Annotated in this window: 29 protein-coding genes and 5 tRNA genes; 26 read left to right on the plus strand and 8 right to left on the minus strand. The window is 56.0% G+C overall.

What is annotated here, in order from left to right:
- From WDN10_00290 to WDN10_00300, 3 genes are read left to right on the plus strand one after another with little or no spacing between them, the layout of a single operon-like run.
- Positions 1–2,631: a DEAD/DEAH box helicase family protein gene (locus WDN10_00290; GenBank protein ID MEJ0053157.1), complete on the plus strand. Its 2,631-nt coding sequence runs from the start codon at positions 1–3 to the stop codon at positions 2,629–2,631.
- Entirely contained in the window at positions 2,628–5,720 is a 3,093-nt protein-coding gene (locus WDN10_00295) for a DEAD/DEAH box helicase (protein ID MEJ0053158.1), read from the plus strand. The genes WDN10_00290 and WDN10_00295 overlap by 4 nt, the downstream gene beginning before the upstream one ends.
- A 4-nt stretch (positions 5,721–5,724) precedes the next feature.
- Positions 5,725–6,549, plus strand: coding sequence for a S49 family peptidase (locus tag WDN10_00300; protein MEJ0053159.1), 825 nt, complete (start codon positions 5,725–5,727; stop codon positions 6,547–6,549).
- Here WDN10_00300 and WDN10_00305 read toward each other — a convergent pair.
- Positions 6,506–7,201 (minus strand): hypothetical protein, encoded by a 696-nt coding sequence (locus WDN10_00305; GenBank protein ID MEJ0053160.1) that lies wholly within the window; start codon positions 7,199–7,201, stop codon positions 6,506–6,508. The genes WDN10_00300 and WDN10_00305 overlap by 44 nt on opposite strands.
- A 16-nt stretch (positions 7,202–7,217) precedes the next feature.
- Positions 7,218–8,768: a recombinase family protein gene (locus tag WDN10_00310; protein MEJ0053161.1), complete on the minus strand. Its 1,551-nt coding sequence runs from the start codon at positions 8,766–8,768 to the stop codon at positions 7,218–7,220.
- A gap of 355 nt (positions 8,769–9,123) precedes the next feature.
- Between WDN10_00310 and WDN10_00315 the strand changes: the two genes are divergently transcribed.
- Complete coding sequence (locus WDN10_00315; protein MEJ0053162.1) at positions 9,124–9,540, plus strand: hypothetical protein; 417 nt, start codon at positions 9,124–9,126, stop codon at positions 9,538–9,540.
- A 73-nt stretch (positions 9,541–9,613) separates the two neighbouring features.
- Positions 9,614–9,856: a hypothetical protein gene (locus WDN10_00320; protein MEJ0053163.1), complete on the plus strand. Its 243-nt coding sequence runs from the start codon at positions 9,614–9,616 to the stop codon at positions 9,854–9,856.
- A gap of 55 nt (positions 9,857–9,911) precedes the next feature.
- Here the strand turns inward: WDN10_00320 and mltG are convergent, their stop codons facing one another.
- The 5 genes from mltG to WDN10_00345 all read right to left on the minus strand — a co-directional run bounded on the left by mltG (position 9,912) and on the right by WDN10_00345 (position 11,522).
- Complete coding sequence (gene mltG / locus WDN10_00325) at positions 9,912–10,967, minus strand: endolytic transglycosylase MltG (protein MEJ0053164.1); 1,056 nt, start codon at positions 10,965–10,967, stop codon at positions 9,912–9,914.
- A 62-nt stretch (positions 10,968–11,029) separates the two neighbouring features.
- Positions 11,030–11,100: transfer RNA gene (locus tag WDN10_00330), tRNA-Pro, on the minus strand.
- A 25-nt stretch (positions 11,101–11,125) separates the two neighbouring features.
- A tRNA-Pro gene (locus WDN10_00335) sits at positions 11,126–11,196 on the minus strand.
- 17 nt (positions 11,197–11,213) lie between these two features.
- Positions 11,214–11,286, minus strand: a tRNA-Ala gene (locus WDN10_00340).
- A 29-nt stretch (positions 11,287–11,315) separates the two neighbouring features.
- Positions 11,316–11,522: a hypothetical protein gene (locus tag WDN10_00345; protein ID MEJ0053165.1), complete on the minus strand. Its 207-nt coding sequence runs from the start codon at positions 11,520–11,522 to the stop codon at positions 11,316–11,318.
- Positions 11,523–11,577: 55 nt separating this feature from the next.
- Here WDN10_00345 and WDN10_00350 point away from each other — a divergent pair.
- From WDN10_00350 to WDN10_00380, 7 genes are all read left to right on the plus strand, one after another.
- Positions 11,578–11,651: transfer RNA gene (locus WDN10_00350), tRNA-Val, on the plus strand.
- 152 nt (positions 11,652–11,803) lie between these two features.
- Positions 11,804–12,421 (plus strand): hypothetical protein, encoded by a 618-nt coding sequence (locus WDN10_00355; GenBank protein ID MEJ0053166.1) that lies wholly within the window; start codon positions 11,804–11,806, stop codon positions 12,419–12,421.
- A gap of 95 nt (positions 12,422–12,516) precedes the next feature.
- Positions 12,517–12,993, plus strand: a complete 477-nt coding sequence (locus WDN10_00360; protein MEJ0053167.1) for a hypothetical protein — start codon at positions 12,517–12,519, stop codon at positions 12,991–12,993.
- Positions 12,994–13,063: 70 nt separating this feature from the next.
- A complete protein-coding gene (locus WDN10_00365; protein MEJ0053168.1) occupies positions 13,064–13,840 on the plus strand; it encodes a hypothetical protein in 777 nt (258 codons plus the stop codon).
- 127 nt (positions 13,841–13,967) lie between these two features.
- A tRNA-Ala gene (locus WDN10_00370) sits at positions 13,968–14,040 on the plus strand.
- A 112-nt stretch (positions 14,041–14,152) separates the two neighbouring features.
- Positions 14,153–15,304 carry a hypothetical protein gene (locus tag WDN10_00375; protein ID MEJ0053169.1) on the plus strand — a complete coding sequence of 384 codons (1,152 nt, stop codon included), beginning with the start codon at positions 14,153–14,155 and terminating at the stop codon, positions 15,302–15,304.
- A 192-nt stretch (positions 15,305–15,496) separates the two neighbouring features.
- On the plus strand, positions 15,497–15,808 hold the full coding sequence (locus WDN10_00380; protein MEJ0053170.1) for a hypothetical protein: 312 nt from the start codon (positions 15,497–15,499) through the stop codon (positions 15,806–15,808).
- A gap of 132 nt (positions 15,809–15,940) precedes the next feature.
- Here the strand turns inward: WDN10_00380 and WDN10_00385 are convergent, their stop codons facing one another.
- The gene (locus WDN10_00385; GenBank protein ID MEJ0053171.1) at positions 15,941–16,198 is read right to left on the minus strand and encodes an SWIB/MDM2 domain-containing protein; all 258 of its coding nucleotides are present in this window, start codon (positions 16,196–16,198) and stop codon (positions 15,941–15,943) included.
- A gap of 187 nt (positions 16,199–16,385) precedes the next feature.
- On the opposite strand from WDN10_00385, the gene WDN10_00390 reads away from it, so the two are divergent.
- From WDN10_00390 to WDN10_00455, 14 genes are all read left to right on the plus strand, one after another.
- Positions 16,386–16,709 (plus strand): hypothetical protein, encoded by a 324-nt coding sequence (locus WDN10_00390; GenBank protein MEJ0053172.1) that lies wholly within the window; start codon positions 16,386–16,388, stop codon positions 16,707–16,709.
- A 49-nt stretch (positions 16,710–16,758) separates the two neighbouring features.
- Entirely contained in the window at positions 16,759–17,604 is an 846-nt protein-coding gene (gene atpB / locus WDN10_00395) for a F0F1 ATP synthase subunit A (protein ID MEJ0053173.1), read from the plus strand.
- A 6-nt stretch (positions 17,605–17,610) separates the two neighbouring features.
- On the plus strand, positions 17,611–17,838 hold the full coding sequence (atpE, locus tag WDN10_00400; protein MEJ0053174.1) for an ATP synthase F0 subunit C: 228 nt from the start codon (positions 17,611–17,613) through the stop codon (positions 17,836–17,838).
- 12 nt (positions 17,839–17,850) lie between these two features.
- Positions 17,851–18,294, plus strand: coding sequence for an ATP synthase F0 subunit B (locus WDN10_00405; protein MEJ0053175.1), 444 nt, complete (start codon positions 17,851–17,853; stop codon positions 18,292–18,294).
- On the plus strand, positions 18,291–18,530 hold the full coding sequence (locus WDN10_00410; protein ID MEJ0053176.1) for a hypothetical protein: 240 nt from the start codon (positions 18,291–18,293) through the stop codon (positions 18,528–18,530). Before WDN10_00405 ends, WDN10_00410 begins: the two co-directional genes overlap by 4 nt.
- 2 nt (positions 18,531–18,532) lie before the next feature.
- Positions 18,533–20,080, plus strand: coding sequence for a F0F1 ATP synthase subunit alpha (gene atpA / locus WDN10_00415; protein MEJ0053177.1), 1,548 nt, complete (start codon positions 18,533–18,535; stop codon positions 20,078–20,080).
- 3 nt (positions 20,081–20,083) lie between these two features.
- Positions 20,084–20,992 (plus strand): ATP synthase F1 subunit gamma, encoded by a 909-nt coding sequence (atpG, locus tag WDN10_00420; GenBank protein ID MEJ0053178.1) that lies wholly within the window; start codon positions 20,084–20,086, stop codon positions 20,990–20,992.
- 3 nt (positions 20,993–20,995) lie between these two features.
- Complete coding sequence (locus WDN10_00425) at positions 20,996–21,385, plus strand: type II toxin-antitoxin system PemK/MazF family toxin (protein MEJ0053179.1); 390 nt, start codon at positions 20,996–20,998, stop codon at positions 21,383–21,385.
- 381 nt (positions 21,386–21,766) lie between these two features.
- Complete coding sequence (atpD, locus tag WDN10_00430; protein ID MEJ0053180.1) at positions 21,767–23,137, plus strand: F0F1 ATP synthase subunit beta; 1,371 nt, start codon at positions 21,767–21,769, stop codon at positions 23,135–23,137.
- Positions 23,137–23,385 carry a hypothetical protein gene (locus WDN10_00435; protein MEJ0053181.1) on the plus strand — a complete coding sequence of 83 codons (249 nt, stop codon included), beginning with the start codon at positions 23,137–23,139 and terminating at the stop codon, positions 23,383–23,385. Before atpD ends, WDN10_00435 begins: the two co-directional genes overlap by 1 nt.
- Before the next feature lie 558 nt (positions 23,386–23,943).
- The gene (locus WDN10_00440) at positions 23,944–24,420 is read left to right on the plus strand and encodes a hypothetical protein (GenBank protein ID MEJ0053182.1); all 477 of its coding nucleotides are present in this window, start codon (positions 23,944–23,946) and stop codon (positions 24,418–24,420) included.
- A gap of 99 nt (positions 24,421–24,519) precedes the next feature.
- Positions 24,520–24,777: a hypothetical protein gene (locus WDN10_00445; GenBank protein ID MEJ0053183.1), complete on the plus strand. Its 258-nt coding sequence runs from the start codon at positions 24,520–24,522 to the stop codon at positions 24,775–24,777.
- Positions 24,778–24,844: 67 nt separating this feature from the next.
- On the plus strand, positions 24,845–25,075 hold the full coding sequence (locus tag WDN10_00450) for a hypothetical protein (protein MEJ0053184.1): 231 nt from the start codon (positions 24,845–24,847) through the stop codon (positions 25,073–25,075).
- Between the two features lies 1 nt (position 25,076).
- A complete protein-coding gene (locus tag WDN10_00455) occupies positions 25,077–25,652 on the plus strand; it encodes an NAD(P)H-dependent oxidoreductase (protein MEJ0053185.1) in 576 nt (191 codons plus the stop codon).
- Positions 25,653–25,668 lie beyond the last annotated feature (16 nt).

The raw sequence follows: 25,668 nt of genomic DNA on the forward strand, positions 1-25,668 counted from the left end.
ATGAAGTTCAAGTTTGACGCAAACCAAGATTTTCAAATAAACGCAGTCAACGCCATCGTTGGCGTCTTTGAAGGTCAGCCGAAGCGTCAAAGTGTGGTAGTAAATGTGCCCGCACTTTCCGTTTCCGGCTCATTGCCGCTCCAAACTACATACGGCATCTATCCGAACGAGCTGACGCTTTCCGACGAGGAGGTGTTTGCCAACGTCTGGAAGATTCAAGAGCAAAACAAAATCGGCAATGGCGGCACGGTTGAGGAGTACGACTTTTCTATCGAGATGGAGACGGGTACGGGTAAGACGTATGTGTACCTTCGTACCGTCTTTGAACTCAACAAGCAATACGGATGGAAGAAGTTTATCGTTCTCGTGCCGTCCGTCGCCATCCGCGAGGGCGTCATCAAGACGCTCCAAATCACCAAAGACCACTTCGCCGAGCTGTACGACAACGTGCCGTACCGCTTCTACGAGTACCAGTCCAAGAACATCTCGCAGGTGAAGCGCTTTGCGGAATCCAGCAACCTGGAGATTATGGTGATGACGGTAGGTGCGTTCAACAAGGACGCGAACGTGCTCTATGCCGCCCGCGACCAGATGCAGGGCGAGCAGCCTATCAGCTACATCCAGCGCAGCAACCCCGTCCTCATCCTCGACGAGCCGCAGAATATGGAAGGTGAAGCGACGAAGGAGGCGCTCAAGAACTTCAACGCGCTTGCACGCCTGCGATACTCCGCGACGCATCGCAATCCGTACAACCTCATGTACCAGCTCACGCCGTTCGATGCGTATCAGCTCGGCCTCGTAAAGAAGATTGAGGTGTATTCCGTTACGGATGACGACACCGGCATCTCGCGCCCGTCGCTCAACCTCATCTCCGTTGAATCCGGCAAGGCGCTCAAGGCAAAGTTAGAGGCCATCGTGAAAGATGCCGACGGCGCATTGAAGCGCAAGAAGCTCACCGTCAAACAGAACGACGACCTCGCGCAGAAGACCGGCAACGACGTATACGCCGGCTATATCGTGGACGAGCTTGACGCCGATGCGCCAGACCTCGGGCAGATTGGTAGGATTCGCTTTCGCAACAACGTGGAGATTCGCCAGGGTGAAGGCGTAGCAAACAACAACGAGCAAGTGATGCGCGAGCAGATTGAGCAGACCATCCGCCGCCACTTCGAGAAACGCAACCAGCTCCGCGATATGGGCATCAAGGTGCTCTCCCTCTTTTTCATAGACAAGGTAGACAACTACGTTCAATCAGACGGGTTTATCCGCTCTGCGTTCATAGCCGAGTTCAATCGCCTCAAGAAAGACTATGGCGCTGACGGCATGGACGTGGATACCGTCCACAAGGGATATTTCGCCAAGCGCGGCGAGGAGTATTTGGAGCGAGAGTCCAGCATCGCCGAGAACCAGGAAGCATACGAGCTGATTATGAAGGACAAGGAGCGCCTGCTTTCCTTCGATGAGCCGACGGAGTTCATCTTCTCGCACTCCGCACTCAAGGAAGGATGGGACAACCCAAACATTTTCAATATCTGCACCCTGCGCGAGACCGTTTCAGTCATCCGCAAGCGCCAGGAGATTGGCCGAGGTATGCGCCTCTGCGTCAATCAGGACGGAGAGCGTATTTTCTTGCGCAGCGTCAACCTGCTCTCCGTGATTGCAAACGAGAGCTATACGGAATACGTCTCATCGCTCCAGGGCGAATACGAGGAGGACGGTATCTACAAGTCTGCGCCGTTGCCGAACAATGCCAAGCGAAAGACCACGGTGAAGCTCAAGAAAGATTTTGATAAGGACACGGACTTTGCTGGTATCTGGGAACGCATCTCGAAGAAGACCCGCTATGTCGTGCAGGTTGATAGCGAGCGCGTCATCGAAGCGTCCGCAAAGCAGATTGCGAAGCTCCATCTCGCAAAGCCCAAGATGCGCGTCGAGCGCGCGGGCGTGAACATCGCGGCCGAAGGCATCACCGCAAACATCGTAGGCACCCGTGCCGAGGATTTGAGCCAGACCAAACGCACCATTGACCCTATCGAACTCATCAAAAACGAGACCAAGCTGACGCGCCACACGGTCGCGGAGATTTTGGCGAAAGCGGACAATACCGACTCCTTCCTCAAGAATCCCGAACGCTTCTGCTTCGAGGCAACGCGCATCATCAAGGCCGAGCTGGTGAAGGATTACGTTTCCCAGATTCGCTATGAGGTACTGCCGGAGCAGTATGACCTCAAGCAGTTCGAGGACATCCCGAGCTACAAGGACGCGACGCACAAGGTGAACAACTCCATCTACGACGCCATCGTGTATGACTCCGACGTGGAGAAGAACTTTGCCGTCGCCCTCGATGCCGACGAGCGCGTGAAGCTCTTTATCAAGATGCCCAACTGGTTCAAGGTGAACACGCCTATCGGCGGCTACAATCCCGACTGGGCAATCGTAACGGCCAAGCGAGACCTCCAGGGCAACGAGGAGAAGGAGCGCGTGTATTTCGTGATTGAGACGAAGGGCGACATCTCCAACCTGCGCGAGAGCGAGGGACAAAAAATTGCTTCCGCGAAGAAGCACTTTGAAGTCATCGAGGTGAACTACAAGGAGGTCGAGAACTACGGGCAATTTGCTGAACAACTATGAACTTCTATGGACTCTTTATCGGGATAGACAGATATGCCTCTCCAAGTATCAACTGGTTGAGTTGTGCAAAGCGTGATGCAGTAGCACTTCATGCGCTCTTTACTGACACACTTGGCGGCAGCACGAAACTACTTACAGATGAACAAGCCACGCGCCCTACCATTGAAGCGGAGTTTGCAGAACTGGCTAAATGCAAAGAGGATGACGTGGTAGTCATAACCTTCTCTGGACACGGTACTACTACGCACGAGTTAGTTGTCCATGATGCGGACAGAAGTAATTTGCCAGGCATGTGCATCCCGCTTTCAGTTGTAAGCGAGTGGGTTGCAAAAATACCAGCAAAAAAGTTGCTGTTTATCTTGGATTGCTGCTTTTCTGGCGGCATGGGTGCGAAAGCTCTCCAGGTTGATGTTGTCTCACGTGATATAACTTCAGCCGATGATTTGCTCAAACAACTTTCTGGAGATGGACGGTTGATTTTGACCGCATCGCTTGCCACAGAACCTGCTTGGGAGAACCAAAAGCTCGGCCACGGCTTTCTCACATATCATCTGCTGACAGCAATGCAGGGTACCGAAGAAGTGAAAAAGGCAGGTAAGATTACTGCGTACCGCTTACTTGAATACGTAACGGAAAGAGTGGTAGATGACGCAAAAAAGATTGGTAAAGAGCAACATCCAACTCTCCGCGGCACGATGGACGGCTCGTTGACGTTTCCTGTATTTACTCCTGGCACGCTATACGCCGCCGCGTTTCCAGAGAGAACAAAAGCAAAAGTTAGTGCAGATATTCAATCGCTTGAACCCTATGGATTCCCCGAGACCATACTAAAAGCATGGGCGGGTGCGATACCATCGCTCAACCAGTTGCAGATAGACGCTATCAACGACTTCGGGCTACTTGATAGTGAGCACTTGGTTGTTTCCGCACCAACATCCTCTGGTAAGACAATGGTTGGTGAACTTGCTGCCATCAGTGGCGCACTGAAACGTCGGAGAGCACTTTTCTTATTTCCTTTGAAGGCGCTTGTAAATGACAAGCTGCGCCATTTCAATAGCACATACGGTGCGTTTGGTCTGAAAACCATCAAAGCAACTGGCGAGAGTACAAGCGATGACATGCTCCCTTTGATGCGTGGCCAGTATGATATTTGCTTGATGACGTATGAGAAGTTTTCTGCGCTCGTTCTAGGCTACCCGCATATCCTTGAGCAAATCGGAACCATTGTAGTTGATGAGGTGCAGATGATTGCCGATGAATCACGTGGAGTGAATCTTGAGTTTATCCTTACACTATTGAGGATGCGACGTAGAGAAGGAGCTGAACCGCAGCTCATTGCTCTTTCTGCCGTAATTGGTGATACCAACGGACTGGAGCGATGGCTTGGCGGCCGACTGCTGCGCAGAACAGAGCGTCCCGTGCCACTTGATGAAGGAATTATCAAAGCCGACGGCAGCTTCCGCTATATCGAGTCTGACACTGGAACGGAGAAGACCGATACGTCTTATATTATCCCTGAATCACGCAAAGGTTCGAGCCAAGACTTGATTATCCCTCTAGTGCGAAAATTGGTCGGTGAAGGTAAAAGCGTGATTGTATTCCGTGAGACACGGGGTGAAGCGCGCGGCTGCGCCCTCTACCTCGCAAGCTCTCTTGGATTGCCGGCCGCACAAGTTGCCCTCGATACATTGCCGAATAGCGACCCGTCCATCTCATCCAACAAGTTGCGAGAGGCACTTGGAGGCGGTATCGCTTTTCATATATCGGATTTGGATACCGAGGAGCGTCTTGTTGTAGAGGAACAATTTAGAGCCAGACCTACAGCGCTCAAAGTGATAGCCGCGACCACGACTCTTGCAATGGGAGTGAACACCCCTGCGGAGGCGGTTATCATTGCCGGTCTCACACATCCAGGAGACCATCCGTATTCAGTTGCAGAGTACAAAAACATCATCGGTCGTGCTGGACGACTTGGCTTCTCGCAGCGTGGCACTTCCTACGTTGTCGCAATGAATGGTAGCGATGAACACCACATTTGGAATAGCTACGTTCTTGCATCCCCAGAAGACCTGAACTCCCGCTTTTTGGCAGACCATACAGACCCGCGCACATTGATTGTGAGAGTTTTGATAGCTGCTGGTCGTGCGGGTTTGCCAGCACAGCAGATAGTTGAGTTCTTGGAGGAGAGCTTTGGCGTGTTCCAGCAGAAAGCAATAAACGCTAGCTGGAAATGGGATGAGCAACAGCTTCTGCAAGCTCTCGCTGACTTGAATGCGCACGGATTGGTTGAGAAGGATAAGGATGATGTATACCACCTCACAGAACTCGGAAAGCTGGCGGGTGTTTCTGGCGTTGAGGTGGAGTCAGTCATTCGAGCTGTGAACGCTTTAAGCGGTCTGCCGACCACAGACATCAACGACCCTGCACTCATTACGCTCTCGCAAGCAACCGCGGAGCTTGACCAGGTATTATTCCCGATGAATAAGAAAAGCACGCAAAAAGAACCGCAGGCATGGGCTACTGAAATACGAAATCAAAATGTCCCTACTCAAATAACACAGGAACTTGGGCGCAACACCTCGGATACAACGCAACAAACATTGCGCGCTAAAAAAGCAGTAGCAAGTCTACTTTGGATAACTGACCGGCCGCTGAATGAAGTAGAGACAACTATGACACAGTTTGGCGGTGGGCTAGATGGTGCCGCTGGTGCAATTCGTGGTGTTGCTGCACGAACGTGTGATGTGCTGCCTACGATTGCTCGCATTGCCGAACTGCTGAATCCTGGTTTTGATTTGAGCAATCGAGTATCACGACTGTTGATACGGCTTGAGATTGGCGTACCGGCCGCTGGTGTTGAACTCGGCTCTCGCATCGGCAGAATACTTACTCGTGGTGATTATCTCAACCTTCTCAAAGCAGGCATCTCTACTGCTGAACAATTTGAGACAGCAGACGAGAAAGTCCTTTTGTCGTGCCTCGGAGACAGCACCGATAAACTTGAACAAGCAAAGCTCGCATTAGAAAACACCTCACAGGAAGAACCTGCTCCGATGATGCCACCGATTTTACCAGCCTATGAAGGATAAAAATATGATGAAAAAACGAACAGCAGTAATACTCATCGTCGTCGCTATCGTGGCAACATACGCTGTCATCATGTGGGCGTATTACGGAGACCCTTCATGGTCTAGCAGCAGCGACACCGCAAGCAGCACCGAGATACCGGCAGACTGCAACGTGCTCGCGTTCAACCTCAACGGAGAGATAGCAACATACCTGCCGCAAGATAGTATCAGTGAGACCGATTCCGTCTCATCGGCCGATATTCTCGATGGTCTCAAGCTGGCGAAGGAGAACCCGCAAATAAAGGCGGTGCTGCTTTCGGTTGATTCCGGCGGCGGGAGCGTCGTAGCCGGTGAGGAGATAGCCAACGGCTTCAAGGCGCTCGGCAAGCCCTCTGCGGCGGTTATCCGCGACCTGGGAGCTTCTGCCGCATACTGGGCGGCTACCGGCGCAGGCAGGATATTTGCCTCGAAGGTGTCGGATGTGGGTAGTATCGGCATCACCGCCTCATACCTCGACAATACCGTTGCGAACGCAAAGGACGGTCTCACGCCCGTGGCAATCGTCTCTGCGCCGTATAAGAACGAGGGCGACCCCGACTTTCCGCTCACGGCAGCAGGCAAGGCGGACATACTCGCATCTATCAAGAAAGACCATGAGGTTTTCGTGGACGAAGTTGCAGCAAACCGGAAGCTCGACCGCAGCAAGGTAGCAGCGCTTGCAGATGGCCGAACGTATGTTGGCACCGACGCCGTGGACAACGGACTGATTGACGGCATCGGCAGCATTCCCGAAGCGACCGACTATCTTACTCAACAGATTGGTGAGTCTGCGCAGGTGTGCTGGTACTAACCGACGCGCGCAGCATCGTCATATCTTTCTCGCTCATTTTTCCGGCCATCGCCCGATTGAGAATGTTCATCATAAAAGTTGCCGTCTCGCGCTTGTCGGCGTTTGATTTGATATTCAGAGACTCCTTGCTGTGCGCAGCGCGCATCACATAGTTGAACACGTTTAGCACGTAGTTGCGGCGCTTCACGATGATGTCATCGTCGTAGCTGCTTTCATCGTCCTGGTCGCGCTTGAGAATATCCATCGCATCGTTGAGCAGCTCGCCTGCAAGGGTGCTCGCGCCCATCTCTAGCGTCTGCGCATCCGGCACGATGGCGGCATTTTGCTCATCCCGCACCTTGATGATTTGCCGCAGCTCCCGCTGCTCCTGCTTGTAGCCCTGCTCGGCGAGCAGCTCCGCGTCCCACTTCTTGCGCCACAGGCGATATTGCTTCTCCCAGGGAAAGAAGGTAAACGGGGCGATGGACTTGTTGAAATCGTTGATGATACGGATGGCGCTGCGGTCTGGTTCCTTGCGGCGCTCGGCCAGGTAGAAGGCGCGGAAGGACGGGAGAAGCTCCCGAAGCTCACCGACCCTCTGGTATTTGCCGTCAAAGCCCTCGTAGAAGGAGAAGATGGGCTTGGTATCGTTTTGTGGTGTTGATGTGTCCATAGGGGCTATAATGAGGCTATATCGCAGCGTGCTGGGGCTGGAGAATGGCTTGCCACTCCTGCAATCCTTCAAGGACTTGGTTCCAGTTCGCGCGGATGTAGTCCACATCGTCGGAGTTGGTGGTAGCTAACTCCTCAAACAGCCTGGTTTTACTTAGCTTATTTCCGGTTCTATAACCCTCATTTTTGGCATACTCCAATTTGCGCTCAAAGAGGAAGAAAAAGAGCCGGTGCTGACCATGCACATCGAACAAATCCCAAGTAGATACGGGGCTTTTTAGCATTCCCATACTCTTATCAAGGGCGGTTCTATAAGGTATTCCTAAGTCCTTGCTGATGAGGGTCGTGCCCTCCATTTTCTCAAGCTCGCGTGCGCTGTCTTCTATCTGAGCTTCATACGTGCGCACTACAGCCTCAGAATTGGCCTTACGCGCCATCTCTGACAGCTCCTTGAGCTTCTTCTTCAACTCCTCCTTTCGCTGCTCCTGAAGGTAATCCTGCCATTCAAATATTCTTGACTCCTGTGCCCATATTTTATCGAACACGCTAGAAGCAACACCAGTAACGGCAGGCTTGAGTCGGTTGCGTGCGAGCACCTTCTTGAAATCATCCTCGACATCCTTCTTCCGAAGGGTCTTGAAGTAGAGCTCACACTTCCTGTTCTGGCAGAAGTAGTATTCGTACTTCTTCTTGCTGCGGCTCGTTGATGGAGCTGCTGAAAGATGGCCATCACATAGGGCGCAGGTAATGAGGCCACGCAGTGGGAATTGGTCTGAGGTGTCTTTGCGAGGCTTGGCCTTTGCTTCGTCCTTTCCAAGCCGTGCCTGAATGCGAAGGAAGGTGTCAGGTTTAATAAGACCTGTGTGCTGTCCGTCTCTTCGAGACACGCCCCAGGGGAGGTATTCAATGAATCCTGCAAAGAAAGGGTCTTCAAGCATTCCTGAAACATGGTCTAAGCATCGAACAGGCTCCTTACCAGCCCACATACCTCGCTCCACCATAAAGTTGGCGACATCAATCTTTCTTGGCAAATTGCCGCTCGCGAATCCTTCAAGAGCAGGCTTGATTACCTCGTAGCCAAGCTTATTCGGCTGCGCAACCTTTCCACGGCCAAGAATGAACACCATGTCATACCCGCGCTTCTTACTGAATGGCCAGTAGCCTGCGAGCAGCCGAGCTTCCATCTTGTTGATTACCTGTTCCGCGTTCTGCTCACGGTCGAGTTCAGCCTGCGCTGCGAGTACACGCTCAACGAATCTTCCCGAAGGGGAGTCCTCGAAGTTGAAGTTAAGGCAGAGCGGAATAATGTCGCACTCAGTGAACGCTTCCATCAGCGCCATATGAAACTTCAGGTCGCGTGCAAAGCGTTTGAGGTCGTCGAAGACAACAACGAACTTCTTATCGCGGTTTGCACGAACATACGCCAATAACTCTCGCATGCTTGGACGGCGCATGAAGTCGCCACCTCCTGTGTACGTGTCTATGAAGGACCGGTCATAGGGTATACCAAGCTCTGTAAGTCGAATCTTGCATCGCGTCTCCTGACTTGATTGGCCACTGCCATTCAGCTCCTGGCTCGAGTTTTAAATATTTTAAGGATCTAGACGCCTTTAGAAAATATGCACGGAATATTGAAAGCATTGATCGTATTGATAAAGAACTTGAGGATAAAGTAGAAAAAGTAACCAAAGAGATAAAAGCTCGAGTTAAGCAGCAGCATCCTGATATGTAATTGAATCTTGATATGAATTTTTACGACAAATACATCCTCCCTAAATACCTCAATTGGACGATGAGAAAGAAGGATTTCGCGGTGATGTGATTCACCACAATAAACCGTCCAGGGCTGGCACGAAGACGAGCAATCGTCCGAATGCCAGCCCTTTCCCATTTCTGATAGAATATCACTCAACCAACTCCAATATGACAATTGTTGAAAAAGTTAAAGAACTTAACTTGCCGTTCGGACAATACGTCGTTATCGGGAGCGGCCTCTTGGAAGCTCTCGGTATCCGCAAAGCGCAGGATATCGATGTTGCCGTCCTGCCCAACCTGTATGACCGGTTGCGCGCGAGCGGGGAATGGGGAGAGGAAGAGAAATACGGCAAGATCTTTCTCGTGCGGGAAGGCATCGAGATAAGTCCGAAGACTTCCTGGGATGAATACACGACCACTACGGAGGAAGCCATAGCTTCGGCGATGATAATCGACGGCGTTCCCTTTATGAGCCCTAAGGAGCTTATAAAATTTAAGACGGCTATGGGGCGCGAGCTGGATTTCAGGGATATCGATTTATTGAACGAGTATCTCGAGAAGCATAGGGATCAGGAGCCTTCATAGGCGGTCTTTCTCCGAGGAAGAATATGCGGTAGTATTGCCATAGGCAGCAGCGTATTGTGCCAAGGAGGCGCACATGACTCGTCAAGAAACTTCGGAGGCTGAACATGCTCAAGCAAAGAAGGCGAGACGCGAATTCTATCTATACAGCGTCCTGCCGTGCTTGGCGGTATTTGCTCTCTCAACGCTCTTCGCGCACGTGAACTTGTTTGGCGGACGCGATCTGTGGGGAGTCCTCTCGGTCCTTTCGGGCGCCCTGGGATTGGCGTGGGCGACGTTTCCGCTTTGGTTTCGTGCCGCATCAGGCATGAGCCGGTAGAAAAGCAGGGCCGTGCGGGATATTCCCCGCACGGCCTATCGCGTTCGAGCTCCACTTATTTCCCCTGCCCGTAATACTTCTTCAAAAGCGCCACGTGCTCGGCATAGGTGGCGCTGCAGTGGAAGTCCCCGTACTTGTCGTGGAAATAAAAGAGGCACGGCGTATTCACGGGATTGAGCGCCGCAAGCACCGCCGCGACCGAAGGGCTCGCGATCGGCGTCGGAGGAAGGCCCCGATTCGCATACGTGTTGTACGGTGATTTTATGTATTTATCCTTCGGCACGACCGTCGGCCACCAGCTATTCGCGGTTTTTGCCTTCGCATACTGGAGCGTGGCGTCGATCTGGAGGTTCATGCCGGTAAAGAGGCGGTTCCAGATGATGCCCGAGATAAGGCGCATATCGTCGAGCCCGCCGGTCTCGCGCTCGATGAGCGAGGCGATTGTGAGCGCCTGGTCAAGCGGGACGATCTCGGCGGTCGTTGTGCCGTAGCGGGAGACGATATCCTTGTTGAATTTCTCGTTGACGAGCGCCTGGGCCATGGACGGGGTGGCTGCGGCGTCGACGAGATAGATGCCCGGCGCGAAGGATCCTTCGGGGAGCGGGAGATTCGAATATTTTCGCGCGGTCATGAATTCGCTCCGCCCGGCTGCGGTCCATCCGAGCGCCTTCCCGAAACTTGCAGCCACCTGCTCCTTGCGGAGCCCGGGCGTAATGGTGACGAAGCGGGTATCCGCGGCGGCGATGCTCTGATACCAAGGGGTATCGGAAATCGCGATAGCAACCGCCTGGAAAAGGTGTTCGAAGATATCCGCCGCGCCTCCCGCAGCGGCTTCGGCCCGGAGCGGGGAATCGGGGTTTTCGAACAAGGCATTCACCTGCGCGTTTTCGACGATGCTCTTGCTTCGGGGATTGACCGTAACGGGAAACTGCTCGGGTATCGAAGGCGAGTGCGCCTCTTGCTGCCGTATGGAAACTTCGAGGATGGAAGGCAGGGACAGCACGATTCCTCCGGCAAGAACGGCTCCGGCCGCGAGAACCACTAAGATCGGCGAGACGTACGGTATCCAGCGGCCCTTCTTCGGCCGCGCTGCATAGGGGATGAGCTTCACGAAGATATTGTAGCGCAAAACGGCCGCACGGGCGGCCGTTTTGCTCGAACAGTTTGCCCCCATCGGGCCGCCGGGAATCGAACCCGGTCTACATCCACCCCATGGACGCGTACTACCGGTATACTACGGCCCGTTTCGTTCGCTGGTCCTGTGTCCTGTCGGGCCGCCGGGAATCGAACCCGGTCTTTACGCACCCGAAGCGCACGTACTACCGGTATACTACGGCCCGACACGACACACGACCTGTGGACCCTAGGGAATTCGAATCCCTGACCTCGTCAATGCGAATGACGCGCTCTACCAGCTGAGCTAAGGGCCCGTTCGGAAGAATATAGCACGAGGAACCGGCTATTTGGAGTCTTCTTCCCGCTTCCTGAAGAGGCCATAGAGGCGCTCATAGTATGCGAGGGCTTTCCCTTGGAGAAGAAGGCGCGCGCCGACCATCTCGGCGCCGACGAACACGAGCCAGGAGCCGGGCGTGAACGGGGTTACGAGCGCGAGAAGGCCGATGACGATCAGCGCTACCCCGATGATTTTCTTCCATGGCAGGTTCATAGGCATTCATCATAGCCTTTTCGAGCTCCCTTTGATATCGTGAGCGGGCAATCGAGGGCGATTAGCTCAGTTGGTTAGAGCGTCCGCCTCACACGCGGAAGGTCACAAGTTCGAGTCTTGTATCGCCCACTTTCAACTAAGGCCAGTCAGCATACTGCCCTCATGCGCAGCTACTCGAGGAAGTTGACAAACTTTATAGTTTCGATATAAAGTCACCACAACGGACGCATTGAGTCCGTTTGTACATCTCACCCAGCTCGGCTCTAGGAGGGCCTACGGAAATGCTTACCAGCAATCTGTTCTACCGGACCAAGGAAGGTCGTGGGGGGATTCGCTTCGCGAGCCCTTTCTCCATCCTACTTTCTGGCCTATACACCTGGGTCCCGCTCGCCAGTGCCGTCGGCTACTTTCTCGTCGAGAAGGGCCATTTCGGAGCGGATTTCACCATCCTAGCTCCGGCCTCGGTCTGTGTCGGCGATCACCACGCGCTGATGTGCGCTGGGCCCTTACAGTTCAACACCTTCGTTCTCGCCGAGTTCGTGGCGGCCGGGGTGATGGCTTCCTATATCGTGAAGACGGCGCTGCGGTTCATCGGCAACATCGAATATGCGCCGTCGACCCGCAACAACGAGCGGCTCTCGCCGCTGCTGTTCATCGTCCTGGCGATCATCGTCGGAGTCGTGGGCGGAATGAACCAAGCCGTTCCTTTCGCCGCCGTTTCGGTCGCATCAATCGTGCTGGCGAAAGCTCTGATCAGGCAGCCCATCCTGTATCTCGCGAAGAGCTTGGCCTATCTGAACGTCGCGGGCGCCAAAGCCTTCCTCGAGATCGTGGATTGGAACACCAATGTGTGGCCGCTGCGGAGCAGCATCGAACCGCAGCTGGAAGAAGTGGGCTGACCGCTTCCTCACAATCTAGTACGCAGCGCCGGAGCCTTTCCGGCGCTGTTCATTTTCCCTGGCGCCCTCTTTTTCTTTCTGCCATACTCGGTCATATGAGTCCGAAGCCAAGAAAAGAACCCGAGATATTCGAGCACGTCACGACCTGGATCGGCTCGACGCTTTCCTTTACGCTCCACACACTCGCTTTCCTCTGTGCATTCCTCATCGGCCTTTCCGGCATCGCATCCTGGAACACCGTCCTCCTCGTCCTTACGACCGTCGTCTCGCTCGAGGCGATCTATCTTTCCATTTTCATCCAGATGACGGTAAACCGGCAATCGGAGGAGCTTGCGGAGGTGAGCGAGGACGTCGAGGATATCCAGGAAGACATCGACGAAATCCAGGAGGATATGGATGAAGTCCAGAAGGATGTGGACGAAATACAAGGAGACATCGGCGAAATCCAGGAAGACGTCGAAGACTTTACCGAAGAAAAGGCTCCCGCACCGGAAGTCGTGACCCTCGAACAGCTTACGATCGACGTCCGGCGCGTCCTTGCCGATCTTGAGGCACTAAAGGAAGGGCGATAACAGACTGCGTGTCTTTACTTTTAAATTGAGGGTGATATAATAAGGCCAGGCTATTGAGGAGGACATTCCAATGCCAAAACAGGAACTCGTACGGTTTGGCGAGCTGCTAACCCGCGCGCGCGAGAATCAAAAACCGCGCATGAACCAGACGCAGGCGGCGTCGAGGCTAACTGCTTTGACCGGAAAAACCTTCACTCAGAGCCGGGTGGCTCTGCTTGAAGGCGGGAAGATAACCGATCCGAAACCGGAACTCATCCGGGCGCTCGTTACCGTGTATGGAATTCCGTTCCGGGATTTCATCAAGATTCTCGCCGAGGAGAAGTACGGTCTTACGCCCGGGCAGGCGCAGATCGCCGCGATGTCGAGACTTGACGCCGAAGGCCTTTCCGCATGGATGAAGCAGTTGCCTGACGGGCAATCCGTCTGGTTTACCGCTCCGCGGCTGCTCCGTTCGGCATACGACTCAGTACTCGCTGGCATCAGCTCCGTTCTCGAGCGGGGCGGCGAGGTCGTCGTCTGGGTCAGTGAGTCCGATTCGGGCGCGAAAAGCAATACCCACCGCTTCCTGCTCATGCTTCGGTACCGCCATAAATATGACGGGACTGTGCTCCGCACGGCGCTCATCGACGACTTGGAGGTGGCGCTTCTGACCGACTACGTCATAGCGAACCCGCTTGGCGTTTTGACCGGCACGGGAAACTCGGAGGGGTGGCTCGCGTTTGTGCGGCAGGAAGGTCTGCTGTGCCTTGAAATGCCCAAGGATATGCTCGAAGAACAAGTGATAAAGACCGAGGCACTGGTCAGGACACGCGCGAAGCCGGTGGATATCTCGCTCATACCGAGATAAGCATCAGATCAACTTACCGAAGGGCCCGGAGAAGTCTCCGGGCCCTTTTCTTTATTTACCGCAAACGTAAAGGCGCATTTTACTCTTGAGACGTTTAAGGAAAGACGATAAGATTTCACCCACACAAGGGCCCGTAGCTCACTTGGTAGAGCGCCGCGATGGCATTGCGGAGGTAAGGGGTTCGATCCCCCTCGGGTCCACAAAATTAGGCATCGCTTTACAAGGTCTACCATCTGTCGTACGTTTATCCTGGATTCATTCGAGTCCGCGCATCCTTGCGGATGCCTTGACACTATAAAGGGATAATAAGCGATGAAATCGAGAACCATTGAACGGGGCGCCCTGACATCGGGCGACCTGCTTTCGGTGACTGCCGGAGGCCGCAACTACGGTCTTGCTGAACTCACGACAAACGCTATGTACGAACAATCCGTTTCGAATGGCTTCCAGCCGATGCTCGATGAGATCAATTCGAGCCTTGAGCTCATGAAGCTCGGTGAAGCCGCGAACCGCGACCGCATCTATGCCGCCTACGCCCATGACATCGAGCTGCTCAATGAGTATCGCAGCGGCTTCGAGAAAATGGTCAAAGCGGCGGTGAAGTACTCGATCCTTCCGGGCAATACCTACGGCAGGTCGGATCAGGAATGGGGATTCATCTCCGGCTCCATGCCTGTGCTTGCGCGGGAAGCGTTCTTCGACTTCAGGGCCGAAGTCGCGGCTCTTCCAGCGCGGGAGCTGCTCCAGCATCTGAAAGGTCAGGCTGAAGCGGCGGTGCCGAAGCTATTCGCTCTCGTGAGTTTCTGGCTCGACGCGCTGGTCGCCCGCGAATTCGTCGGCCTCTTGATGGTCGCGAGCGACGACGCGGCCCGATATCACTACTTCCGTCCTTTCAGGACCGAAACGGTGCTTGAGGACAACTACAAGCCGCCCAAGGCAATCGAAGTCGACGAGACCTTGCCGTTCGGTCAGCGCACCCTCTATCAGCGGTCGTTGGGGAAACTGACTCGGATCGACCATGACATCGAGCGGCATGATCACGACATTGTTGGCATGAGGGTGCATACGGTCGAGCAATATCCCGATCGGATGCCTCCCCGGGTTGTGGGCTTTCTCGAACAGGTGCCGCCGATCATTTTGCGGCATCTCCGCATCGTGTCCGGTGTCATCGTTCGGGAACAGATCCTCAAGCGTACCGTCGCGACGGAAGTCACCGACACGCGCCATACGAGCACCTGGCGTGATTCCCCGGCGATCGTCATCGGCGACATCTATGTACCCGTCGGCTGGAGCGATAAAGATATGGGAAACGCAGCATTCTTCTCCGGGCAGCTCGCATGCCCGCCTCCGCCGACCAGGCTCGTGAAGTTCATAACCTGGCCGCGACGGCATCCAGTGTTGGCTACGATCGCCTGCACGACGCTTGCGGTGCTTTCAGGGGCCACCTGGAGGTTCTTCGGGTAATTCGAAGCTGCCTTCATCAAACTTCAGCGGGGGTCTCGGCCCCCGCTTTGTTTTTATTACCACAATCCTGGGCTTAGCTCAGCTGCGCCGAATAAACGTACTCCTCGTGTCCACAATAGGCAAAAGACCACACGAATTTTTGTTTTTTGAAGCTAATCTGATACTGTTGCGGCAGGTAAGTAGGAGGATTCAATGAACCGCATCAAGCCTACAGATTCTTTCGCACAAGCTGACATTGATGCTCTGTGTGGGCAATACAGAAGTTTCATAGAAAAATTGCGGGCAAGGTGGTTACGGTATAACAATCACCGGTTCACAAGATGGGTACTCTATGAACTGGATGCCGGAGAGCGTCAGAGGGTCGATGGGGTCATCCGTCGTTGGGAGGAATATATCACTCCCATCGCCGAGAAGTGGTGGAAGCGGTATGGGATCGGCATTCGCTGGCCTGCAAAATCATCCGATCCCTGTCAGTTCTATTGGCTCGAAGGCGCACGCGCCTAGCTAAGGTTGTCTTCAGCTCAAGAAGGCGCCCACGATTTCCCGTGGGCGCTCTTTTCTATATCTCTACCCAAAAGCTTTGATCACAAAAGGTCCGCCAAACGGCGGACCTTTTGTGATTCTAGCGGCTTAAAACTAGGAAAGGTGCGCCGAGACGAGCTTGGTCATCTCGAACATGGTCACTTCCTTCTTTCCCCCGAAGATCGGGAGGAGAAGGTCGTCCGCGAAGATGTTCCGCTTATTGGCCGGGTTCTGGAGGTTCTTGTCCTTGATATAGACCCAGATCTGCTTGACGACTTCGCCGCGCGACATCGGGCCCTTGCCGACGACCGCCTCAAGCTCGGGCGTGAGGTTCATGGGCTTCAAAAGGGCCGGGTTTGCTTTTCTAACCATAGATGGTGAATGTAAATTCGATTATCGATAATAAGGACCTTGACTGGCCAATAGTACCCCAGGCGCCCGTATTTGTCCCCAGGCTGTCCCCAGGGCCTTGCGCCCGGGTTTTGAAGCCCTATACTCCCCAAAGTCTCGTCGGCGCCTGCGGGCGCATTTCATTCGTTCCGAACCAAGGGAGGCATGCGTGAAGAAACATCAGTTCGTCGCCGCCTTCCATGGTTGCAGGGGGCGCATCCGGCTTGACCCGCCGACACTGCTTGCGGCGGTACAGCGTATCGGAGGCGACATCGGGCTCTCGGTCGGGCCCGGCTCTCCGGGTTCGCATCCGAATCTTTTCCTCGATTTCGAGGAAAGAACCCGTACGGTCCGTATCGACTTTCGTTTCCGCTATGAGAATGAGGAGGAATTCCGCATTCCGCGGCTTCTTATAGAGGGAATCAAAGCCCTCTTGGTGCCAGCGAGCATGGAATCGGAAGAGAAGCCCTTCAAAAAAAGGCGCCAGCGATGAGCGGCGCCTTTTGCTTTGGCCGGGCGGGGAGTCGTGATAAAATCAGTCCATGCATGAGGGGATCGCAATCCACCTGGCGCCTTTGGCGCTTTTTCATATCGGGTCGTTCGCAGTGACGAACACGCTCTTCACGACGCTCCTGGTATCCCTCCTCCTCATAGTCTTCGCGTATTTCGCCGGGCGCTCCTTGAAGCTCAAGCCCGGCAAGTTCCAGGCGGTCCTCGAGCTCATCATCGTGTTCCCGTATACTTTCGTGCGGGATACCCTCGAGGACGAGAAGGCAGCGGAGAAGCTCTTCCCGATCGTGATGACCATCTTCCTCCTCGTTCTCACGGTCAACTGGTTCGGGCTTTTGCCGATAGGCGAGGGGATAGGGTTCGGAGGAGAGCACGGTTTCGTGCCGCTCTTCCATGCGAGCTCCACCGACCTCAACTTCACCCTCGCGCTCGCGCTCGTCGCCTTCTTCACGATCGAGATATTCGGCATCGCGGCCCTGGGCGCGTTTAAGTATGGAAAGAAATTCATCACCTTTGCGTCGCCTATCGCTTTCGTAGTAGGCTTGATAGAACTCGTCTCCGAAGTGGCGCGGCTGATCTCGTTCTCCTTCCGCCTCTTCGGAAACGTGTTCGCGGGCAAGGTACTCATACTCGTGCTCGCGTCGTTCGTGCCGCTTCTCCTGCCCGTACCGTTCCTGGCGTTCGAGCTCTTCGTGGGCTTCATCCAGGCGGCGATCTTCGCCCTCCTCACGCTCTTCTTCACGAAGATCGCGATCTCGGGACACGCGGAGCACGAGCATGCGGACGGCCACGACGGCGCGGAGCACGGCCTTGCGCATGCGGTGGTCGACGAGCGCGACCTGCCGCACGGCATTACAAAAACAACCATCACCACCTAAATTCATATGGAACTTGAAGCAGCAAAGGCGCTCGGCATGGCCCTCGCGGTCGGTCTTGGCGTCATGGGTCCCGGTATCGGCATCGGCATCCTTGTCTCGAAGGCGCTCGAAGCCATCGGGCGAAACCCCGAGGCCTCCGGCCCGATCGTCGTCAACATGTTCATCGGTATCGCATTCACCGAGGCGCTCGCGATCTTCGCGCTCGTCGTCGGCTTCATCATCAAGTTCACCTAGTTCCTGCTATCCATGGAAGCCCTCATCACCACCTTCGGCGTCGACTGGCGAAGCCTCGCGCTTGAGGTGGTGAACTTCGGCATCCTGGTCGCGCTTTTGACCTGGCTTTTGTATAAGCCGGTCCTCAAGATGGTGAAGGAGCGGGAACAGGTCGTCGCCAAGGGCGTCGAGGACGCCGAGGAAGCGGCAAAGAAGCTCTCGGAGGCGGACGCGAAGGCCCTCGAACGCTCGAAAGCGGCCGAGAAGGAAGCAGAAGAGACCGTGCAGACGGCGCGCGGGGAGGCTTCCGGGGAGAAGGCGCGGCTCCTTGCAGAAGCGCAGGCGAGGGCTGCCGCGGTCGAGCGCGATGCGGAAGCGCGGGCAAAGGAATCGGCGGAACGCGCGAAGCGGGAAAGCGAGAAGGACATCGCACGCGTCGCGCTTCTTGCCGCCGAGAAGCTCATGAAGACCAAATGACCTACGAAACCCTCGTCGAGCACTTGAAGCGCACCGGCCGGATGAAGCTCCTGCCGAGAATTTTGAGGGAACTCAAGATGAAGGAAGCGCGAGCGCGGAAGCTCGCGCCCCGGAAGGAGACGGCGGAAGAAAGTCCCGCGCTCATCAGCGGCTCTCGCTCGATAGAGAACGGCATCCTCACGGACACCACGGGAAAGCGGGCGCTCCTTGAGATTTATAAGAAAGTCACGGCCTAAGCATGCAAAATATCATCGAGAAAATAGAGCGCGAGATCGCGGCCTGGAAGCCGGAGGGAGGCTCCGAGGAGGTCGGCATCGTCCGCACGACGGGCGATGGCATCGCCGAGATCGACGGACTCTCAGGAGCCGTGATGACGGAAATGGTGCTGTTCGACCCGACCTTCGACCGCTCGCTTGAGGACGCGCTCAAAGATCCTTCGCCCGTATACGGCCTTGTCCTCAACCTCGAAGAGGACAGCGTGCGCGCCGTCATTCTCGGAGATTCTTCGAAGGTGTATGAAGGCATGCTCGTCCGGAAGCTCGGGCGTAGGCTCTCGATTCCCGTGGGCGATGCGCTCGTGGGCCGCGTGGTTAATGCGCTTGGAGAGCCGGTCGACGGCAAGGGTCCGGTCAAAGAGACGAAAGACCTTCCGATCGAGCGCGAGGCATACGGCGTCATCGACCGCGCTCCCGTGAACGTGCCTTTGCATACCGGCATAAAGGCTATCGACGCCATGATCCCGATCGGCCGCGGCCAGCGCGAGCTCATCATCGGGGATCGCGGCGTCGGGAAGACCGTGATCGCGATCGACACCATTTTGAACCAGCTCTCCGAGCCCGAAGCGTCCCGTCCCGTCTGCATCTATGTCGCCATCGGCCAGAAGGAGTCGAAGACCGCGAAGCTCGTCGCGGAGCTCGAGGAGAAAGGCGCGATGGCGTACTCGATCGTCGTTACCGCTCCCGCTTCGAGTCCCGCCGCGCTTCAGTATCTCGCCCCGTTTGCAGGCGCGACGATCGGCGAGCATTTCATGGAACAAGGCAAGGACGCGCTCGTCGTATATGACGACCTCTCGAAACAGGCAGTCGCGTATCGCCAAATGTCGCTCCTTCTTCGCCGCCCGCCGGGCCGCGAAGCATATCCGGGCGACATCTTCTATCTCCACTCGCGCCTTCTCGAGCGCGCGGCGAAGCTTTCCAAAGAGAAGGGCGGCGGCTCCCTCACGGCGCTTCCTATCATCGAAACCCAGGAAGGCGACGTGTCGGCATACATCCCGACGAACGTGATCTCGATCACGGACGGCCAGATATTCCTCGAAGCGAACCTCTTCAACCAGGGGCTTCGCCCGGCCATTAACGTCGGCATCTCGGTCTCGCGCGTGGGCAGCAATGCGCAGACCAAGGCGATGAAGAAGGTCTCGGGGAAGATCAAGCTTGAACTTGCCCAGTTCCGCGAGCTTGAAGCCTTCATGCAGTTCTCTTCGGATCTCGACGCCGAGACCAAGAAGCGCATCGACTCCGGCCGCCGCCTTACGGAAGTCCTCAAGCAGAATAAGGGAGAGCCTCTGCCGTTTGAGATGGAGGCAGCTGTCATCTATGCCGCGACGAATGGGTACTTCGATCGCTTCGCTCCGGAAGAGGCGAGCCAGGCAGAAGCGAAGCTTAGGGACTTCCTGCTTCGCGAAGGAAAAGATGCTCTCTCGGCTATCCGCGAAGGCAAGCAGATCGATGAGGAGACGGAAGGGAAGCTCAAGAAGGTTCTCGATACGTTTGCGGCACACGTGAGCTAAAGCATGGCCCTCAAGGACATCAAATCGAAGATAAAGGCGACGCAGCGGACCAACAAGGTCACGCACGCGATGGAGGCTGTCTCTGCCGTGAAGATGAGAAAGACCCAAGGATCGGCGCTCGCAGGACGCCCGTATGCGAGAGCCGCACTCGCAATTCTTGCACGGCTTTCGGGGAGTAGCGATCTCGCGCGCCATCCGCTCGCGACACTTCGGCCCGTGAAGAAGACTGCCTTCGTCGTGATTACGAGCGACAAGGGGCTTGCAGGTGCCTTGAATGCAAACGTACTCAAAGCCGCGGCGCAGGCGCTTGAGGGGAAAGCGCAAGAGAGCATCACCATCTTCGCGTACGGCCGCAAGGGTTCGGAGTATTTCTCACGCCGCAGCTACCGTATCAAGAAGACTTTCGAGAACAAGAGCGATACTATCGAGCTTTCCGGCATGGAAGAGCTCTCGCTGGAACTCTCGGCAGGATTCCTTGCCGGGGAATTCGACGAAGTCCTTGCGGTCTATAGCAACTTCAAGAGCACGTTCGAGCAGGCGCCGACGGTACGGAAACTCCTCCCGCTTTCCCTTTCCGCCGTGTCGGAGCTGGTTTCCGACATCGCTCCGGAGAAAGGGAAGTTCGCGGAGACCGCTCCGATCAAGGCACCTCCGGCCTACACTATCGAGCCCTCGGCCGGGGAAGTGCTCGGCGTGCTTATCCCGAAGCTCGTCGCCGTCTCCCTCTATCACATGCTCCTTGAGGCGAAGGCGTCCGAGCATTCGGCGCGGATGATCGCCATGAAGAACGCGTCGGAGAAGTCGGAGGAGGTGGCGCACGACCTCACGCGCCTCTTCAACAAGATCCGTCAGGCGGCGATCACGCGGGAGGTGTCGGAGATCGTTGGCGGGCGGGAGGCGCTTGCTTCATGACGCATGCCGAAAGACTATACGAAATGGCACGAGGTCAAGTCCGCGATCGAAGAACACAGGAATCCCCCGTTCTTCAACGAGCGCGAGGTATGGTGGAGCTCGCTCGGCGCGAATATCGGAACGGAACAGGACGGGAAGAACGCCCGGTTTGAGCGTCCGGTAATCATCGTGCGCAAATTCAATAAGGACTTGTTCTGGGGCGTACCAGCCACGCTCCAGAGCAAGGATGACGCATTCCATTTCGGCTTCATGCTTTCGGGAATCGAGCAGCGCGCGATCGTCTCGCAAATCCGCACATTGAGCGCGAAACGGCTCATCCGCCGCATCGGCAAGCTGCCCGAGCCGAAGTTCGCAGGACTTAAGGAGGCGATCGAATCCTTGATGAGGCGATAAACGAAGCGAACCCCTTGCGGGGTTCTCGGGTGCCTAACGGCAATTTACCCGGTCACTATATCCCCTCGGGGATGAAAAGTCAATTAACGACCGAAGCGAGGCTTGTGGACGGCACTCCGCATCGGGTATAATCGTGTCATACGCCTGATACACCGGCCGAACCGGAGGGATCAGGCTCGGGCGGACCGGGCGTTATCGGCACTAGCTCGGCCTGCCGACGTCGCGAAAGCGATACCCCGCGTGCCAAGCCTTCCCGCGAAGTTCGGAAGTAGCGGGGCGGGCGGGTAATCATACGAACACTATGGCCGCCCACGGGCGGCCATAGTGTTGTTAGGCAAATTGATTGCAAATTTAGGGAAAAGAAAGTTTAATGCATACGATATGAACGGAACTATTACTCAGATTATCGGGCCGGTCGTGGATGTGCATTTCCCGGAAGGAAGACCCGCCATCCAGGACGCGCTCACGATCGAAGCTACCGGCGCGCACGGCCGCATCGTGCTCGAGGTCGCTTCGCACCTCGGACTCGACCGGGTGCGCGCCATTTCAATGAACGAGACGGCAGGGCTCTCCCGCGGCGAAGCGGCCAAGGCCACGGGCGCAGCCATCTCCGTCCCGGTCGGCGCTAACTCCCTCGGGCGCCTCTTCAATGTGCTCGGGGAGCCTGTAGACGGAAAAGGGCCGGTCGCGGAAGGTACTCCGCGCCTTCCGATACACCGCCAGCCGCCATCTTTTGACGAGCAGACAACGAAGGCGGAAATCTTCGAGACCGGCATCAAAGCTATCGATCTCATCATTCCCTTCCTTAAAGGCGGGAAGGTCGGGCTCTTCGGGGGAGCTGGCGTCGGCAAGACCGTGACCATCCAGGAGCTTATCCATAACGTGGCTTCTAACCACGGCGGATATTCGGTGTTCGCGGGCGTGGGGGAACGCGTGCGCGAGGGGAACGACCTTTATCACGAGATGGCGGACTCCGGAGTGCTTCCGCAGACCTCGCTCGTCTTCGGGCAGATGAACGAAGTGCCGGGTGCCCGCGCCCGCGTCGCGCTTACGGGCCTCACCCAGGCCGAATACTTCAGAGACGAAGGTGGCAAAGACGTTCTCTTCTTCATGGACAATGTCTTCCGCTTCATTCAGGCGGGCTCCGAGGTGTCGTCGCTTCTCGGCCGCGTGCCTTCGGCCGTGGGGTATCAGCCGACCTTGGCGGAAGAAATAGGCAAGCTCCAGGAGCGCATCACCTCGACCAAGAAGGGCTCGATCACGTCCGTGCAGGCGGTCTATGTGCCTGCCGACGACCTCACCGACCCGGCACCGGCGACGACGTTCGCCCATCTTGACGGTACCGTGGTACTCTCGCGCCAGCTCGCGTCCCTTGGCATCTATCCGGCCATCGACCCGCTCGAATCTTCCTCCGCCGCGCTCACGCCCGAAATCGTCGGCGAAGAGCACTATCGCGTCGCGAACAAGGTGAAGCTCGTGCTTCAGCGGTATAAGGATCTGCAGGACATCATATCGATTCTCGGCATGGAAGAGCTTTCCGAGGAGGACAAGACGACGGTGACCCGGGCGCGCAAAATCGAGCGCTTCCTCTCGCAGCCGATGTTCGTCGCCGAGCCTTTCACGGGCATTAAAGGCCAATACGTGCCGCGGGAAGAGACGGTGCGCGGATTCGGCGAGATCGCGGACGGCAAGCACGATGACAAGCCGGAGAGCGCCTTCTATATGAAAGGCTCGATAGACCAGGTCGCATAATGGCAAAGACATTTCATCTGACGATCGCGAAAGTGGGCGAAAATCTCTTCGACGGAGAGGCGGTTTCCACGACGCTCCCGGGACTTTCCGGGGAGTTCACCGTTCTTGCCGGACACGAGCCGTATGTTTCGGAGCTTAAGGCAGGGACCGCGAGAGTGAAAACCGCGGACGGGCAGACCCGCTCGATTTCCGTTCCCGCAGGCGGTGTCGCCGAAGTTTCGGGGAATCAGGCGACCATCATTCTATAGACTCCGCGATTTCTCTGGTATGATTGCGTCCGGTTGGAACAAACGGATGCAAGGAGAAAGATAATGGGACCCGAGCTCGACCGCAGACTCTGGCCTGCGGTAATCCGCGCCCAAAATCATGAGTGCGAAGTGATTGCCGTTGCTACGCAAACCCGCCAGCATGTGAGTTGCAGCCTGGTGTGCGTGAACGGGAATTTTTGCGTAGTCCGGAACGTGGCCACGAGCAAGCACCATGGTCGTATCTATATCAGCGTCCATTTCAGTGCGCAGTTCTGGGAATGTGCCGCTGGCATATTCTCCGTTCGGGAAGGCGCCCGTCCGGACTTCTACGTGATTCCGGTGAACGTCTTCGCGTATTGGAGAAATCAGTTGCACGCGACGATGCCATTCCCTGGCAAAGAAAGTAATGAGCCGGAGAACGGCGGGTCAGCCGTCCACTGGCCTTCCTATAGGGATCGATGGGACTTGCTGAGCAGACAGGAGGTGCGCGGGGGCGCCTAGGCGCCCCCGTTTCCGTGCTACATTTGTTCCGGATGCCTAGCAAGAAGGAAGACCGCCATGCCGATCATCGATACTGGCGCGGATTTCAAAACAAATGTTCGCGAATACGGGATCATGATCGCGGCGCTTCGAAACAATTGCCCGCAGGTAAGCCCGGCGCGCGGCGATACCCGGCACCACCGCCTCCTCCAGCGTTCGGTCTATGTGGAAGGGCTCCTGTGCAGCCTGCACTTCTGCAGATGCGCAGCGGCGGTGAGAAAAATCTCAAGTGACAGGATGTACGTTCAGCTGATGTGCCCGCGCGGCGCGGTCCGGAAGCAGGCGGCGTTCATGGCTGGCGGCATTTTTGACGGTGACGATTACCGCGGGATGTACATTATTCCGGTCAGGGATCTTGGAGCCCGCACGCACGTTTGGGTCTCAGCCGATCCTGAGGTGGGGATCAGCCTCACAAAGCGGAGCTTGGATTTGCGTCGGTATTTCAACAACTTCGCGCTTCTCGCTCCGCCCCGGATTCCGCTTGCCGCGGAATAACTCCCGAGAAAGGCAGGGGTGCCGCACCCCTGCCTTTTCTTATTCCCCATGCAGGCGTGCTATAGTCTGCATCGGTTTGTAAACCAAACGGAGGAACTTATGGGCGGCGAGACGCACGACGTTTCGGATTTTCTCGACGGCAACCTGTTCACGCCTTGTTTCGGACGATATGTCGACAACATCGGCGCGAAAGCGCTGGCAGCGTATTTCCAGGAGCGGAAAACCTCGACCCCTAGAATACGGGATCTGATTGTGCTTGGAAGAAGGAATCTGTCGAAGATACGCTGGTTCGGCAAAGCAAGGGCGAGGACCGTGGCGTTCTGGCTGAGCGAGCGAGGCTTCGTGCTCCCCGAGTAGTCATAATTGAAATCTCAGCTAAGCGGGCCCTTCATTCAAGGGCCCGCTTCGTGCTATCATCCCGTACATGTCGGTCCAAGGATTCCTCCTGAGGCAATATGCGAAATGGAAGATGAAGGGCGTACCCGCCGACAAGCGGGACCAGATGCTCGCTTTCGTCGAGAAAGATCCCGAGCTGTTCAAGAAGATCGGGGAAGAGGTCGAGCGCCGGAAGAAAGGCGGCGAAAGCGAGATGAAGGCGACGATGGAGGTGATGAAGAAGTACCGCGCGGAGCTCCAGGGGCTCATGAGCCGCTAGTATGAAAAAGATTTTCATACTGACGGGCAATCCCGATAGCGTGGAGACGCTCTCGAACGAGCTTGCCGTTGCCTATGAACAAGCCGCACGGGAAGCAGGACACGAGGTGCGAAAAGCGAATATCGGAGATCTGGCCTTCGACCCGATACTCCACAAAGGGTATAAGGTTATCCAGGAACTCGAGCCTGATCTCAAGGTGGTGCAGGAGCACCTGCGCTGGTGCGATCACTTCGTGCTCGTCTATCCGAACTGGTGGTGCACCATGCCCGCGCTCCTCAAGGGATTCTTCGACCGCGCATGGCTTCCGGGCTTCGCATTCCATTTCCGCAAGAGCGGATGGGGATGGGATCGCCTGCTCAAAGGCAAGAGTGCGCGCGTCGTCATACTTTCGAAATCGAAGCCGTGGCAGATACGCTTTCTCTTTGGCGACTACACCAATGAGATCTCCCGCGGCATCCTCGGCTTCTCGGGGTTCAAAGTCCGGCTTACGAAAATAGGCGGAAGCGAGAATCTTTCGGAACTTCAGAAAAGCCGGTGGCTGGGGCGCATTTCGGCGCTCGGGGTCCGGGGCACATAGGGTTGAATTCTAGCTT

The organism is bacterium (assembly GCA_037200965.1).
In the GTDB taxonomy this organism is placed as follows: Bacteria; Patescibacteriota; Minisyncoccia; order Phycocordibacterales; family Phycocordibacteraceae; genus C7867-001.

What these genes read in the sequence shown, in the direction of transcription:
- WDN10_00450 (MEJ0053184.1), top strand. Translation starts at nt 24,845, where the DNA reads ATGTCGGTCCAAGGATTCCTCCTGAGGCAATATGCGAAATGGAAGATG.
- WDN10_00320 (MEJ0053163.1), top strand. Translation starts at nt 9,614, where the DNA reads ATGACTCGTCAAGAAACTTCGGAGGCTGAACATGCTCAAGCAAAGAAG.
- atpD (MEJ0053180.1), top strand. Translation starts at nt 21,767, where the DNA reads ATGAACGGAACTATTACTCAGATTATCGGGCCGGTCGTGGATGTGCAT.
- WDN10_00305 (MEJ0053160.1), bottom strand. Translation starts at nt 7,201, where the DNA reads ATGGACACATCAACACCACAAAACGATACCAAGCCCATCTTCTCCTTC.
- WDN10_00380 (MEJ0053170.1), top strand. Translation starts at nt 15,497, where the DNA reads ATGAACCGCATCAAGCCTACAGATTCTTTCGCACAAGCTGACATTGAT.
- WDN10_00295 (MEJ0053158.1), top strand. Translation starts at nt 2,628, where the DNA reads ATGAACTTCTATGGACTCTTTATCGGGATAGACAGATATGCCTCTCCA.
- atpA (MEJ0053177.1), top strand. Translation starts at nt 18,533, where the DNA reads ATGCAAAATATCATCGAGAAAATAGAGCGCGAGATCGCGGCCTGGAAG.
- WDN10_00300 (MEJ0053159.1), top strand. Translation starts at nt 5,725, where the DNA reads ATGATGAAAAAACGAACAGCAGTAATACTCATCGTCGTCGCTATCGTG.
- WDN10_00315 (MEJ0053162.1), top strand. Translation starts at nt 9,124, where the DNA reads ATGACAATTGTTGAAAAAGTTAAAGAACTTAACTTGCCGTTCGGACAA.
- WDN10_00405 (MEJ0053175.1), top strand. Translation starts at nt 17,851, where the DNA reads ATGGAAGCCCTCATCACCACCTTCGGCGTCGACTGGCGAAGCCTCGCG.
- WDN10_00435 (MEJ0053181.1), top strand. Translation starts at nt 23,137, where the DNA reads ATGGCAAAGACATTTCATCTGACGATCGCGAAAGTGGGCGAAAATCTC.
- WDN10_00375 (MEJ0053169.1), top strand. Translation starts at nt 14,153, where the DNA reads ATGAAATCGAGAACCATTGAACGGGGCGCCCTGACATCGGGCGACCTG.
- atpE (MEJ0053174.1), top strand. Translation starts at nt 17,611, where the DNA reads ATGGAACTTGAAGCAGCAAAGGCGCTCGGCATGGCCCTCGCGGTCGGT.
- WDN10_00355 (MEJ0053166.1), top strand. Translation starts at nt 11,804, where the DNA reads ATGCTTACCAGCAATCTGTTCTACCGGACCAAGGAAGGTCGTGGGGGG.
- atpG (MEJ0053178.1), top strand. Translation starts at nt 20,084, where the DNA reads ATGGCCCTCAAGGACATCAAATCGAAGATAAAGGCGACGCAGCGGACC.
- WDN10_00410 (MEJ0053176.1), top strand. Translation starts at nt 18,291, where the DNA reads ATGACCTACGAAACCCTCGTCGAGCACTTGAAGCGCACCGGCCGGATG.
- WDN10_00360 (MEJ0053167.1), top strand. Translation starts at nt 12,517, where the DNA reads ATGAGTCCGAAGCCAAGAAAAGAACCCGAGATATTCGAGCACGTCACG.
- WDN10_00385 (MEJ0053171.1), bottom strand. Translation starts at nt 16,198, where the DNA reads ATGGTTAGAAAAGCAAACCCGGCCCTTTTGAAGCCCATGAACCTCACG.
- WDN10_00455 (MEJ0053185.1), top strand. Translation starts at nt 25,077, where the DNA reads ATGAAAAAGATTTTCATACTGACGGGCAATCCCGATAGCGTGGAGACG.
- WDN10_00290 (MEJ0053157.1), top strand. Translation starts at nt 1, where the DNA reads ATGAAGTTCAAGTTTGACGCAAACCAAGATTTTCAAATAAACGCAGTC.
- WDN10_00345 (MEJ0053165.1), bottom strand. Translation starts at nt 11,522, where the DNA reads ATGAACCTGCCATGGAAGAAAATCATCGGGGTAGCGCTGATCGTCATC.
- WDN10_00440 (MEJ0053182.1), top strand. Translation starts at nt 23,944, where the DNA reads ATGCCGATCATCGATACTGGCGCGGATTTCAAAACAAATGTTCGCGAA.
- WDN10_00425 (MEJ0053179.1), top strand. Translation starts at nt 20,996, where the DNA reads ATGCCGAAAGACTATACGAAATGGCACGAGGTCAAGTCCGCGATCGAA.
- atpB (MEJ0053173.1), top strand. Translation starts at nt 16,759, where the DNA reads ATGCATGAGGGGATCGCAATCCACCTGGCGCCTTTGGCGCTTTTTCAT.
- WDN10_00365 (MEJ0053168.1), top strand. Translation starts at nt 13,064, where the DNA reads ATGCCAAAACAGGAACTCGTACGGTTTGGCGAGCTGCTAACCCGCGCG.
- WDN10_00445 (MEJ0053183.1), top strand. Translation starts at nt 24,520, where the DNA reads ATGGGCGGCGAGACGCACGACGTTTCGGATTTTCTCGACGGCAACCTG.